Below are 12,494 nucleotides of genomic sequence, written 5' to 3'. Positions count from 1 at the left end.
CCCGTAGGCCCGGTAAGCGGAGCGCTACCGGGCATCACAATATTGCCGGAGGCGGCGCATGCGCTTTATCCGGCCTACAATCCCTGCTCAGATACGGGGTTTAGCCTTGCTTCGCCTCGGCAAAACACTCGGCGATGATGTCCAGCCCCTGGCGGATTTGCCCGTCTTCAATGGTCAGTGGAACGAGGATGCGCAGCACGTTGTAGTACGGTCCGCAGGAGAGCAGGATCAGCCCTTTATCACGGGCGCGGGCGACAATTTCGGCGGTCAATTTCGCATTAGGCTTATGGCGATCGCCGTCTTCGAACAGTTCAATCGCAATCATCGCCCCCAGGCCACGTACGTCACCAATCTCACGGTGGGTTTCGGCAATCGCCAGCAGGCCGTTGCGCAGGGTGTTGCCGAGGTCATTGGCTTTTTGCAGCAGATTTTCCTGCTCGAAGATGTTCAGCACCGCCAGCGCGGCGGCACAGGCAATCGGGTTCCCGGCATAGGTGCCGCCCAGACCGCCCGGTGGAATCGCGTCCATCACCTCGGCGCGTCCGGTTACGCCCGCCAGCGGGAAGCCGCCGGCAATTGATTTGGCGAACGTGGTGATATCCGGTGCGACGCTCATTTGTTCCATCGCGAACAGTGTGCCGGTACGGCCCGCGCCGCTCTGGACTTCATCGGCAATCAGCATGATCCCATGCTCGTCACAAATGGCGCGCAGGCGCTGCATAAAGGCAGGGGAGGCGGCATAGAAACCGCCTTCGCCCTGGATAGGTTCAATGACGATGGCGGCAATGTCTTCCGGTGCGGCATCGTTTTTGAAGATGCGGTTGATACTGGCGATGGCATCGTCTTCGCTGATGTCATGCAGCGCACAAGGATACAGGGCGCGATAAACATGGCCCGGCATCAGCCCCATACCGGCAGAGTAAGGGTTTACTTTTCCGGTTAGCGACAGGGTGTAGTGAGTTCGGCCATGGTAAGCGCCGCTAAAGGCAATGGTACCGCTGCGTTTGGTGGCGGCGCGGGCAATTTTTACCGCGTTCTCCACCGCTTCGGAGCCGGTGGTCACCAGCAGGGTTTTCTTGGCGAAATCGCCCGGCACCTTTTGGTTCATGATTTCACACAGTTCGAGGTACGGCTCGTAGGCCAGCACCTGGAAGCAGGTATGCGACAGCTTTTTCAACTGCGCTTCTACCGCAGAGACAATCTGTGGGTGCAGGTGGCCGGTGTTCAGCACCGCGATGCCGCCAGCAAAATCAAGGAATTCACGCCCTTCAACGTCCCAGACTCGGCAGTTTTCTGCGCGTTCGGCAAAAATCGGGTGGATCTGTCCTACGCCACGTGGAACTGCGTTGCTACGACGTTGCATGAGTTCTTTATTGGTGCTCATCAGGTGTTCTCCAGTATTGTTTTATTAAAGTCCGATACACATGTATTTGATTTCTAAATAGTCTTCGATGCCGTATTTCGATCCTTCACGGCCAAGACCGGAGGCTTTGATGCCACCAAAGGGAGCGACTTCGTTGGAGATAATGCCGGTGTTAATGCCGACAATGCCGTACTCCAGCTCTTCACCGACGCGGAAGACGCGGCTCAAATCACGGGCGTAGAAATAGGCGGCAAGGCCGAACTCGGTATCGTTGGCCTGCGCGATGACGTCAGCTTCGTCTTTAAAGCGGAACAGCGGTGCCAGCGGGCCGAACGTCTCTTCTTTGGCAACTTTGGCATGGTTGGGCACGTCGACCAGGATGGTTGGCTGGAAGAAATTACCGCCCAGCGCGTGAGCCTTACCGCCGCTGATAATCCGGGCGCCTTTATCCAGCGCGTCGGCGATGTGTTCCTCTACTTTGGCGACGGCCTTTTCATCGATCAGCGGTCCGGTGGTGACGTCAGGTTGCAGGCCGTCGCCGAGGTGCAGCTTGCTTACGGCTTGCTGAAGTTTTTCGGCAAAGCGTTCATACACGCCATCCTGGACGTACAGACGGTTGGCGCAGACGCAGGTCTGCCCGGCATTGCGGAACTTCGAGGCCAGCGCGCCTTCGACCGCTTTGTCGAGATCGGCATCGTCAAAAACGATAAACGGCGCGTTGCCGCCCAGTTCCAGCGACACTTTTTTGATGTCTTTGGCACACTGTTGCATGAGCTGACGACCAATTTCAGTGGAGCCGGTAAACGACAGCTTGCGCACCAGCGGGTTGCTGGTGAGCTCATTGCCGACCGCGCCCGCCGAACCGGTGACCACGCTGAAGACGCCTGCCGGGATCCCGGCGCGGTTAGCCAGTTCTGCCAGCGCCAGCGCGGAGAACGGCGTCTGGCTGGCGGGTTTAAGCACCATGGTGCAGCCTGCGGCCAGCGCCGGACCGGCTTTGCGGGTGATCATTGCCGACGGGAAGTTCCACGGCGTAATTGCGGCGGTGACACCAATGGGCTGCTTAATGACGATCAGGCGTTTATCGGCCTGATGGCCGGGAATGGTGTCGCCATAAATGCGTTTACCTTCCTCGGCAAACCATTCAATAAAGGAGGCGGCATAGGTGATTTCGCCTTTGGCTTCCGCCAGCGGCTTACCTTGTTCGAGGGTCATCAGGCGGGCGAGATCGTCCTGGTGCTCAATCATCAGGTTGAACCAGCGGCGCAGAATCGTCGCCCGCTCTTTGGCGGTTAGCGCACGCCAGGCAGGCAGTGCACGGTTAGCTGCCTCAATGGCTTCACGGGTTTCATCCGCGCCCATTTTCGGTACGCTACCCAATTGCTGACCGTTGGCGGGATTGGTCACCGCGATAGTTTCGCCGCCGTTGGCGTCGCGCCAGTGGCCGTCAATCAGCGCCTGCTGGCGAAATAAGGTGGGATCGTTAAGTTGCATAATAGCGTCCTGTCGTAAAAGGGTTAACGGGTAAAGGCGGCGTGTAATGTCTCCACGCTACGTGCCGCACGCAGCGTGCGTCCGGGATTGCTCTGGTTTTCCAGTAGCGCATGAACTTTGCTGACGATATGCGCCCCGATGGGGAGGGCCGACGTCGCCGCCGGAGAAGGCGCGTTGCAGGTGTGAATCGAACGCGGCGTGGTGACAAACAGGAAGTCGTCAATCAGTTTGCCATCCGGCGATACCGCCTGTGCCCGCACGCCCGCAGGCCAGGGTTGCAGGTCTTTTAGCGTCAGGCTCGGGCAGTATTTTTGTACCCGGCGCAGGTAGCCGCTTTTGCACAGCGAGTTTTTCATCTCGCTTAAGCCGGAACGTAAATTGTTTTGCAGCACCCGACGGACGCCGGAAGAGCCGAGGATTTCCAGCGTGTCACTCAACGAAATATCACGTTTACGATAGCCTTCACGCTTAAACGCCAGCACCGCGTTGGGGCCGACCGTGACGCTGCCGTCAATCATGCGGGTGAGATGTACGCCGAGAAACGGCATTGCCGGATCGGGGATCGGGTAGATCAGGTGGTTGACGATGTGGTTATGTTCCGGCGCCAGACGGAAGTATTCCCCGCGAAACGGACAGATGATAAAGCCCGGCTCAACGCCGAGCATTTTCACCAGTCGGTCAGCCATCAACCCGGAGCAGCTAATCAGCGTAGCACCCTCATACTCCTGGCCCTGGCGGGTGTGTACGATAACGCCCGCAGCGTGTTCTTTCAGGCCGCTGACTTCGGCGTTGTAAACAATCTCACCGCCTTTGGCCTGGAAAATTCTCGCCATCGCGGCGGTGACGTCGCGGTAGCTGACGATCCCGCTTGATGGCACAAAAATCCCGCCCAGCCCGGTGATGTTAGGCTCGCGCTCGTGCAGTTCTTCGGCATTGAGCCATTCGCGCTCAAGACCGTTGGCGGCGGTGCGATCCCACAGGGCGCGCATACGCTCCATTTCAAGCGTTGAGGTGGCGACCAGCATCTTTCCACAGACGTCATAGCGGATGCCGTTTTGATCGCAAAAGGCTTTGGTGGCGAGATTGCCGGCCAGACAAAACTTCGCCTTCAGGCTGCCGGGGGTGTAATAGACCCCGGCATGGATCACTCCGCTGTTGTGGCCCGTCTGATGACAGGCCGGACCGGACTCTTTTTCCAGCAGCGCAATTCTGGCGTCCGGGTAGACATCAATCAGCTGCATGGCGGTCGACATGCCGATAATGCCGCCGCCAATAATCACAAAATCATACATCCGCTTAATTCCTTCGCGCTTACTGATGCGTCTGGTAGTGGTTTGTAGCGTAGGCAAAGTAACCACGCTGGCGCATCAGTTCGCGGCGCAGGTCCGGATGCGACGTGAAGCGATCGCGCCCGTGCAGCCAGAACAGGTTGTTGATCAGCAGGAATTTACCGACCGAAACCGGAACGGACAGGATGCTTTTGCTGGTCTCCAGCGCATCGGAGAGCGCGCTTAGCCAGACACCCTCTTCATAATCTTTTGGCTGGACGAACTGGTCGATGTAGCGCATTACCGGGCGACCCTGCTGGTCGACGTCAAACACCGGATGAAACACGTCCTGGCTGACGTTTTTGCTTGGCGGCGCGGCAAAACGCATTGGGCGGCGGGCCAGCGGATGGGTGAAGTAGTTCTCCAGATGTTCCCAGTCGTCGAGGTGCAGCAGCAGCGAGTTACCGCCGGTCATGTTCTGCTCATCGATTTTCATCATCAGCACGTAGTCGGTGATCTCTTCGAGGTAGGTGCCGTCGTTATGCAGCTCCATCACGCGGTGTGGCTGGCGCAGGTAGCTGTCGGAGTTATCGACGTTTTTCACCACGAAACGCGCGTAGTACTGACCGCTCATCGCATCAAAGTTGGAGCGGCCGATCAGATGCGCCACTGCCGTTGCCAGTTTGACCATCTCCTCTGCCTGCGCCACGTCATCGACACCTTCCGCGTTGATCAGCAATGCACCTTCGGCGCGATCCAGCAACGTTTTTAGCAGCAACGGTTGCAGCTGATTGCCGCACAAGTCGTCGAGGATGTTTGCCACTTTGAAGCGCAGGAAGGATTTGTATTCCAGCGCCTGCACCGGCCATTGCGCCACGGCCTGCAGAAATTGCTCAGCGGTTTGGGCAGAAAACGTCAGCTCCAGCAGGCGTGGTGACTGGGCTGACGGTTTCAGCGTGAAGCCACGGTAGTGCTGGGCTGGATCTTCAGCGTTCGGTTGTACGGCAGTCAGTGCGTTCATCAGAATCGATCCTCTCAGTAGATTGTCAGGGAGACATGGCGCTGCTCGTTTCGTAGCCATAAACTAAAAATATCTACATTTTTGGAAAACGCGCACAGAATGAACTTGTTTGTTTATTATTTGTGATCAAAAACAACAAATATTTAACATTATAAAAGGTGAGGGTAATTACGCGGAGCGGGAGGGAATACGGAGAAGGATCTTTTAAAACAGAGGGTTAATCAGGCTGCCGCTGGCGGAGCGCCGCGACAGCCACAATATCAGTAGCCGACTTTGTAAATACGACCGGTTTGAATGCCTTCGACGCTGCGGCGATAGGCGTTAGCGACCGTGGCGGCGGGGACGCTTTCAAAGCCAGGGAAGAAACCGTCATACGCCGCAGCGGATTCACTCAGCACGGTAGGGCTTATCAGGTTAATGCGTATGCCGCGCCCTAATTCGCAGGCTGCGGCGCGTACAAACCCTTCCAGTCCGGCGTTGACCGTTGCCGCGCTGGCCCCTTGCGCAATCGGCTCATGGGCGATAATGCCGCTAATCAGCGTAATCGAGCCGCCCTCGTTGAGGTAATGCTGCCCGGTCAATGCCAGCCGCACCTGGCCTAGCAACTTATCCTGCAACCCCTGATTAAACTCGCCGTCGGTCATGGTCGAAAGGGGGCCAAAGAACAGGCTACCGGTGGCGGAAACGATGGCATCTACCCGACCGATTTTTTCAAACAGCGCCTGCACGCTGTGCTGTGAGGTGATATCGACCTGGTAATCACCCTGCGTGCGGCCCACGCGAACAATCTCATGTTTGCGACCCAGTTCTTCTGCGACTGCGCGGCCGACGGTACCGCTGGCACCAATAATGACGATTTTCATAACCACCTCCGCAATTGTGTGAACCGCTATTCTTTAATGAAAATGAAATCGGATAAACTGGCTAAAAGTTAGATGATTGCTAACCAGGGGTTTGTAATATGGATAAGCTTCGCGGCATGGAAACGTTTATCGCCGTGGTGGAAAGCGGCAGCTTTACCGGGGCGGCAACGCGGTTGGAAATGTCGGCGGTGATGGTAGGGAAATATATCGCACTGCTGGAAGCGCAGCTCGGTACACGGTTACTGGAGCGCAACACCCGTCGGCAAAGTCTGACCGACGCCGGGCGCGTCTATGTTGAGGAAGCCCGGCGGGTGCTGGAACAGGTGTCGATAGCCGAACGCTCGGTGGAACGACTGCGGTTGGCACCGGTGGGGACGCTGCGCATCAGCGCGCCCACGTCTTTTGGCGCCTGTGTCGTTTCGCCGCTGGCCGCGGCTTTTTTACAACGCTGGCCCGAGGTGCGTATTGAACTGGATCTGACTAACCGGATGGTGGATTTGGTGAACGAGGGGGTCGATCTGGCGATCCGCATTGGTGATATTCACCAGACGGATGTGGTGGCGAAATATCTGTGCCCGTACCGTATGGCGATCTGCGCGTCAGCTGACTATCTGGCGCGTTACGGTACGCCCCGGACGCCTGCAGATCTGGTAGACCATCTGTGCTTGTCCCACACGGTGTGGACGGCGCGTAACGAATGGACGTTGCCGGGTATGGAAGGTGAAGTCAGATGGAAACGCGATGCGATCCTGCGCTGTAACGATGGTCACGGTCTGCGCATGGCGGCGGTGGCGGGCGCGGGGTTGCTGTTGCAGCCGGAAGTGTTGCTGGCGGACGAGCTTGCCAGCGGCAAACTGGTTCGAGTGCTGGAGGGCTTTACGCCACAGCCGCGACCGATTCATCTGCTGTGGCGTCAGGATTTACGCCCCTTGCCGAAACTGACGCAGTTTGTCGAGCATATGCTGGAAGGCACGCAGGGGTTACGCTGAAAATAAAAATGCCGGATGGCGCTGCGCTAATCCGGCCTACGGGAGGTAGCTATTGTAGGCCGGACTAGACGCGTCAGCGCCCCATCCGGCCTATTATTAGCCGATATCCACCTGCGGTTTGCGGTTGCGCTTGCGGATCAGGCGCAGCACCGGTGGGATCACGATAACCATCACCGCCATCGCCAGCAGGACTTTTGCCACGCCGCTGGCCCACAGAATATCCATACTGCCGTTGCTGATTGACAGCGCGCGGCGCAGGTTCTGCTCCAGCATTTCGCCCAGTACAAAGCCTAAAATCAACGGCGACATCGGGAAGTGCATTTTACGCAAAATGTAGCCGAAGACGCCGAGCCCGACCATCAGCACCAGATCGAACGTCGTACTGTGTACCGCGTACACACCGACAGCGGAGACCGCAGCGATGGCCGGCACCAAAAACCACAGCGGGATGGTCAACATGCGGGTAAACAGACCGATCAGCGGGATGTTCATCACCAGCAGCATCACGTTGGCAATCAGCAGTGCCGCAATCAATCCCCAGACGATGTCCGGTTGCTCGGTAAACATTGCCGGGCCCGGGGTGATGTTGTACAGCGTAAGCGCGCCCATCATCACCGCCGTGGTGCCGGAGCCAGGCACGCCGAGCGTCAGCATCGGAATAAACGAGCCGCAGGCCGAGGCGTTATTTGCAGCCTCCGGTGCGGCAACGCCGCGAATATCCCCTTTACCGAAGCTGTCGCTGTTACCGCTGAGCTTTTTCTCGGTCATGTAGGTGATGGCGCTGGCGATGGTCGCCCCGGCGCCAGGCAACACGCCGACAAAAAAGCCTATCACCGACGAGCGCAGCGTCGCGCCCACGCATTGCGCACCTTCTTTGGCGTTGAACATCATGCGGCCGGTTTTACGTACCAGCGCCTGACCGCTGCTGGTATGTTCCAGCATTAACAGGATTTCTGAGACAGAGAACAGCCCAATCACCACCACGATAAACTGCACGCCGTCGGAGAGATGGACACTGTCAAAGGTGAAGCGATATACCCCGGTGTTGGCGTCTACGCCGACGGTCGCAAGGCCAAGACCGATCAGCGCTGCCAGAAAGGATTTCAGCGGGTTTTGCGCCATCATGCTGCCGAGGCAAGCAATGGCGAAGACCATTAAGGCAAAGTATTCTGCCGGACCGAAGGCCAGCGACCATTGAGCCAGTGCCGGAGCAAACAGAATGATGCCGCCGATGGCGATCAGCGAGCCAAAGAAAGAGCTGACCGCCGAGATAGAGAGTGCCACGCCGCCGCGTCCTTGCTGCGCCATCGGGTAGCCGTCGAGGGCGGTCATAATAGCGGCGGCATCGCCGGGCACGTTCAGCAAAATCGACGAGATTCGCCCGCCGTATTCGCAGCCGATGTAAACGGTCGCCAGCAGGATCAGCGCGGATTCTGCGGGCAGGTGCAACGCAAAAGCCAGCGGCAGCAGGATCGCCACGCCGTTAATGGGGCCTAGCCCCGGCAACAGCCCGACAATGGTGCCAACAAAACAGCCGATCAGCGCAATGACCAGGTTTTCAGGCGTCATCGCCACCGCAAAACCCTGAGAAAGATATATCCAGGTATCCATCGTTTCTCCGTTAACTCAGCCAGGCGCCGAGAGGTAAGGTGACGTCAAGCAGCCGATCGAAGGCATACCACAGCAGAATGCCAAGAACCGACCCGGAAATACCCGCCGCCGGGATGGTGGCTCCGAACAGCAGGCCAATCACCACGGTGAGAATGGCGGTGGCAATGGGAAAGCCCAGCCACTCGAATCCCCAGGCGTACATAAACAGAATAATCACCATCGTCAGCAGCTTTTGCAGTACGTGGCGACGAGGCCAACTGATGGTGTCCGGGTGGCGCAGGAGTAACGCCACGGCGCACAGCAACATCAGGCCGATAATGCCCAGCGGAAAGGGACGCGGGCCGACCGGCTCATAGCTGTATTCGCTGGTTATTTGCCAGGCCACGAACAGCCCGGCTATACAGAGCAACAGCCAGATACCCGCAAAAATACGATCGCTCATCATTGTTGCCCCTGCGCTTATTTAGCCAGACCGAAGGCTTTTGCCTGCTCACGATAATCGGTGACTTGCTTCTTCACGTAGGCGTCGAGTTGTTGCCCACTCATGTTGAATTCAAACAGACCGCGAAGATCGCGTTGCTTTTTAAATTCATCGGTTTGCTGGAGTTTGGCAAAGGCGTCAACCCACCATTGATACTCGGCGTCGCTGACTTTGGGTCCGACGTAGAAGCCGCGGATAATCGGCCACACGAGGTCATATCCCTGCTCTTTGGCGGTGGGCACATTGGCTAACTGACCCGGTAAACGCTGGTCGGAGAACACCGCCAGGACGCGGATTTTGTCGCCGTTGAGGTAGGGCACCATCTCGCTGAGATCGCCGGAGACCACCTGCACGTGATTGCCCATCAGCGCCGTGACCGGTTCACCGCCGCCCTCAAACGCCACGTAACGCATCTTATGCGGATCGACGTTGGCTTTTTGCGCCAGCAGCGCCGACTTCATCCAGTCCTGACTGCCAATAGAGGCACCGGCGCCAATCACTACGCTGTTGGGATCTTTCTCCATGGCCGTCAGCAGGTCTTTCAGCGTTTTCCATGGGGCATCGTTGCGCACGGCAATCATGCCGTAGTCGGTGCCGACGCTTGCCAGCCAGCGCACATCGTCGACGCCGTAACGGCCAAATTTACCCTGCGACAGGTTCAGCAGCGACCCGCCGGAGAAGGCCACCACGGTGCCGGCTTCGGCAGGACGTTGGGCGACGATGGCGTTATAAGCGACCGCCCCGACGCCGCCAGGCATATAGGTCACGCGCATCGGTTTTTCGATGGCGCCGGTTTCCATCATGCTCACCTGAATCAGCTTACAGGTGAGGTCAAAACCGCCGCCGGGTTTTGCCGGGGCGATACATTCGGTGCGTGAAGGCGCTTGTTCCGCCAGAACAGAGGTACTCATCAGTAACATGCTTGCAGTAAGGGTACGAAGTAATTGTTTTTTCATTATTTATCCTCACGCCGGATGACCGGATTTCGGGTACGGAAGATTATTTTTGTGATTATGTGAGCCGATGTGTAGCAGTTCGGTTGCGTGATTGTTAAAACATTAACCTTTCAATTCCCTTTCAATGCGGCAGAAACTTTACAGGATGTGATATGCGTCTCTTATTAGCGGAAGATAACCGTGAGCTCGCTCACTGGCTGGAGAAAGCGCTGGTGCAAAACGGTTTTGCCGTTGACTGCGTGTTTGATGGTCTGGCGGCCGATCACCTGTTACACAGTGAAACCTATGCGCTGGCGGTGCTGGACATCAATATGCCTGGGCTGGACGGTCTTGAGGTGGTTCAGCGGCTGCGTAAGCGCGGGCAAACACTTCCCGTTTTGCTGCTGACAGCACGTAGTGCGGTGGCGGATCGGGTAAAAGGGCTTAACGCCGGTGCGGATGATTACCTGGCAAAACCGTTTGAGCTTGAAGAGCTGGATGCCAGGCTGCGGGCGCTGCTGAGGCGTAGCGCGGGGCAAGTGCAGGGTATACAGCAACTCGGTGAGCTGGCGTTTCATGATGAGGGTTATTTTCTGCTGCAGGGACAACCGCTGGCGCTGACGCCGCGCGAACAGGCGCTGCTGACGGTGCTGATGTATCGACGGTTGCGTCCGGTCTCGCGCCAGCAGTTGTTTGAACAGGTCTTCAGCCTGAGCGATGAGGTCAGCCCCGAAAGTATTGAGCTTTACATCCACCGTTTGCGTAAAAAACTGAACGGCAGCGACGTGCGTATCGCGACCCTGCGCGGCCTGGGCTATGTGCTGGAGCGCAGTGATGAAGTGGGTTAAGCCGCAGTCGCTGTATCTGCAACTGCTGATGTTCCTTGGCTTACCGCTGCTACTGCTGTGGGGGCTGTCGGCGTTTAACAGCTATGTCAGTGCCCTGCAGGCGGCGACTCAGGCGTATGACCGGACGCTGCTCTCATCGGCGAGAACGGTATCCGAGCGGCTGGTGGTGCGCAATAAACGCCTGGAAGTCAACGTACCGTGGGTGGTACTGGACAGCTTTGAGCTGAACATGAACGATCGGCTGTACTACAAAGTGGTGGATCCGACGGGGAAGGTCATTTCCGGCTATGACGATTTGCCGGCGATGCCGCCTTCCACCTCGCGCACCCGGCTATACCCGGCGCTGGCGTGGTTTTATCATACTGAATATCGTGGGGAGGCTATTCGCGTGGCACGCCTGCTCCAGCCGGTGAATGAAGGCGGGATTGTCGGTATGGCGGAGATTTATGTCGCCGAAACGCTGCAATCACGACGCTATCTGGCGCGACAGCTGCTGTTCTCATCCTGGGTATCCCAGGGGTTGCTGGTACTGCTGACGCTGGTGCTGGTCGGCTGGCTGCTGCGACGGGTATTACGCCCGATGCGCCAGCTGTCATCATTGATGGTACGCCGCGAGCCGGGGCTGCTGACGCCACTGCCGGAGTTGCTGCCGTGGTCGGAAACTCGTTTGCTGATCGTGGCCTTCAATCGCTACATTGACCGGCTACGCGCACTGATATCGCGCCAGGAGCGGTTCAGCGCAGATGCTTCTCATCAGTTAAAAACCCCGCTGGCGGTGCTAAAAACGCAGGCTGCGGTAGCCCTTGCTAGCCCGCAGCCGCAGCAGTGGTATGAGAGTTTACAGGCCATGAGCACTACGCTCGACAGCACCATTCAATTGACGGAGCGATTGTTACAGCTTTCTGCCGTGAAGCGCAAAGAGCAGGGAGAAAGACACTTTTCACCGGTCAATCTGTTTGAGGTGGTGCAAACCAGCTGTTTTACCCGCCTGGCGCAGGCGCGCAGCAAAGCCATCGATCTCGGCTATGAAGGGGAACAAGAGGCGGTGTGGATTGAAGGGGATGATGTTTTGCTCGGCGAACTGTGCGGAAATCTGCTGGATAATGCGCTGAAATACACGCCTGCACAGGGAATGGTCACCGCCCGCCTGCTGCGCGAGGGAGAAAGCGTGGTGCTGGTGGTTGAAGACAGTGGCCCCGGTATTGATGACGATCGGGTGCATCAGGCGCTGTTACCGTTTCATCGCCTGGATAATGTGGACAATGTTCCCGGGGCGGGGATTGGGCTGGCGCTGGTCAATGATATTGCTCGCCTGCACCGCACGCACCCACAACTGTCGCGCAGTGAAACTCTGGGAGGGTTAAGCGTACGGGTGCGGTTTTTATGCGTCGCGGGTTAAAGCAGCTAAAAATAATCAGGTATAACCTATTTTGCTAGTCGATGAATGGTTAACTGTCAATAATATATTTTTCGCAGGTAATCATCTTTTCTAATAATAAAAAATAAATGTTATAAAATTTAATACGCAATAAAATCATAATGATGTAAATTTCACTTGCGATCATCGTCACATTTTGTAATATTTATTTTTACATTTACTGACAGTCCAACATTGCGATTT

At 57.1% G+C, this 12,494-nt stretch carries 11 protein-coding genes; 3 read left to right on the top strand and 8 right to left on the bottom strand.

Going from position 1 to position 12,494, the window contains the following annotated elements; genetic code table 11:
- Positions 1 to 100: 100 nt before the first annotated feature.
- The 5 genes from gabT to FDW95_RS11625 all read right to left on the bottom strand — a co-directional run bounded on the left by gabT (position 101) and on the right by FDW95_RS11625 (position 6,009).
- Positions 101 to 1,384, bottom strand: a complete 1,284-nt coding sequence (gene gabT / locus FDW95_RS11645; protein ID WP_115257661.1) for a 4-aminobutyrate--2-oxoglutarate transaminase — start codon at positions 1,382 to 1,384, stop codon at positions 101 to 103.
- Between the two features lie 24 nt (positions 1,385 to 1,408).
- Positions 1,409 to 2,857 (bottom strand): NADP-dependent succinate-semialdehyde dehydrogenase, encoded by a 1,449-nt coding sequence (gene gabD, locus FDW95_RS11640; protein WP_115257662.1) that lies wholly within the window; start codon positions 2,855 to 2,857, stop codon positions 1,409 to 1,411.
- A gap of 23 nt (positions 2,858 to 2,880) precedes the next feature.
- Positions 2,881 to 4,149 (bottom strand): L-2-hydroxyglutarate oxidase, encoded by a 1,269-nt coding sequence (gene lhgO, locus FDW95_RS11635; RefSeq protein ID WP_115257663.1) that lies wholly within the window; start codon positions 4,147 to 4,149, stop codon positions 2,881 to 2,883.
- A 19-nt stretch (positions 4,150 to 4,168) separates the two neighbouring features.
- Positions 4,169 to 5,146, bottom strand: coding sequence for a glutarate dioxygenase GlaH (gene glaH, locus FDW95_RS11630; RefSeq protein ID WP_096756021.1), 978 nt, complete (start codon positions 5,144 to 5,146; stop codon positions 4,169 to 4,171).
- Between the two features lie 260 nt (positions 5,147 to 5,406).
- Entirely contained in the window at positions 5,407 to 6,009 is a 603-nt protein-coding gene (locus FDW95_RS11625) for a short chain dehydrogenase (protein ID WP_115257664.1), read from the bottom strand.
- A gap of 98 nt (positions 6,010 to 6,107) precedes the next feature.
- Here FDW95_RS11625 and FDW95_RS11620 point away from each other — a divergent pair, with 98 nt between their 5' ends.
- The gene (locus FDW95_RS11620; protein ID WP_115257665.1) at positions 6,108 to 6,998 is read left to right on the top strand and encodes a LysR family transcriptional regulator; all 891 of its coding nucleotides are present in this window, start codon (positions 6,108 to 6,110) and stop codon (positions 6,996 to 6,998) included.
- Positions 6,999 to 7,094: 96 nt separating this feature from the next.
- Here FDW95_RS11620 and FDW95_RS11615 read toward each other — a convergent pair whose 3' ends face one another.
- From FDW95_RS11615 to FDW95_RS11605, 3 genes are read right to left on the bottom strand one after another with little or no spacing between them, the layout of a single operon-like run.
- Positions 7,095 to 8,609, bottom strand: a complete 1,515-nt coding sequence (locus FDW95_RS11615) for a tripartite tricarboxylate transporter permease (RefSeq protein ID WP_096756024.1) — start codon at positions 8,607 to 8,609, stop codon at positions 7,095 to 7,097.
- 10 nt (positions 8,610 to 8,619) lie between these two features.
- Positions 8,620 to 9,054 (bottom strand): tripartite tricarboxylate transporter TctB family protein, encoded by a 435-nt coding sequence (locus FDW95_RS11610; protein WP_096756025.1) that lies wholly within the window; start codon positions 9,052 to 9,054, stop codon positions 8,620 to 8,622.
- Between the two features lie 14 nt (positions 9,055 to 9,068).
- Positions 9,069 to 10,046, bottom strand: coding sequence for a tripartite tricarboxylate transporter substrate binding protein (locus FDW95_RS11605; protein ID WP_096756026.1), 978 nt, complete (start codon positions 10,044 to 10,046; stop codon positions 9,069 to 9,071).
- Positions 10,047 to 10,198: 152 nt separating this feature from the next.
- Between FDW95_RS11605 and tctD the strand changes: the two genes are divergently transcribed.
- Together tctD and FDW95_RS11595 are read left to right on the top strand one after the other, a co-directional pair.
- Positions 10,199 to 10,873: a transcriptional regulator TctD gene (gene tctD / locus FDW95_RS11600; RefSeq protein ID WP_115257666.1), complete on the top strand. Its 675-nt coding sequence runs from the start codon at positions 10,199 to 10,201 to the stop codon at positions 10,871 to 10,873.
- Positions 10,860 to 12,272, top strand: a complete 1,413-nt coding sequence (locus FDW95_RS11595; protein WP_096756028.1) for a sensor histidine kinase — start codon at positions 10,860 to 10,862, stop codon at positions 12,270 to 12,272. The genes tctD and FDW95_RS11595 overlap by 14 nt, the downstream gene beginning before the upstream one ends.
- Positions 12,273 to 12,494: the final 222 nt, after the last annotated feature.

This window comes from Citrobacter sp. wls718 (assembly GCF_005280945.1).
Taxonomy (GTDB): Bacteria; Pseudomonadota; Gammaproteobacteria; order Enterobacterales; family Enterobacteriaceae; genus Citrobacter; species Citrobacter gillenii.
This window is presented reverse-complemented; position numbering and strand designations above follow the sequence as displayed.

Coding starts and splice junctions, on each gene's coding strand:
- FDW95_RS11620 (WP_115257665.1), top strand. CDS start 6,108: ATGGATAAGCTTCGCGGCATGGAAACGTTTATCGCCGTGGTGGAAAGC.
- FDW95_RS11610 (WP_096756025.1), bottom strand. CDS start 9,054: ATGATGAGCGATCGTATTTTTGCGGGTATCTGGCTGTTGCTCTGTATA.
- tctD (WP_115257666.1), top strand. CDS start 10,199: ATGCGTCTCTTATTAGCGGAAGATAACCGTGAGCTCGCTCACTGGCTG.
- glaH (WP_096756021.1), bottom strand. CDS start 5,146: ATGAACGCACTGACTGCCGTACAACCGAACGCTGAAGATCCAGCCCAG.
- FDW95_RS11595 (WP_096756028.1), top strand. CDS start 10,860: ATGAAGTGGGTTAAGCCGCAGTCGCTGTATCTGCAACTGCTGATGTTC.
- FDW95_RS11605 (WP_096756026.1), bottom strand. CDS start 10,046: ATGAAAAAACAATTACTTCGTACCCTTACTGCAAGCATGTTACTGATG.
- FDW95_RS11615 (WP_096756024.1), bottom strand. CDS start 8,609: ATGGATACCTGGATATATCTTTCTCAGGGTTTTGCGGTGGCGATGACG.
- gabT (WP_115257661.1), bottom strand. CDS start 1,384: ATGAGCACCAATAAAGAACTCATGCAACGTCGTAGCAACGCAGTTCCA.
- FDW95_RS11625 (WP_115257664.1), bottom strand. CDS start 6,009: ATGAAAATCGTCATTATTGGTGCCAGCGGTACCGTCGGCCGCGCAGTC.
- lhgO (WP_115257663.1), bottom strand. CDS start 4,149: ATGTATGATTTTGTGATTATTGGCGGCGGCATTATCGGCATGTCGACC.
- gabD (WP_115257662.1), bottom strand. CDS start 2,857: ATGCAACTTAACGATCCCACCTTATTTCGCCAGCAGGCGCTGATTGAC.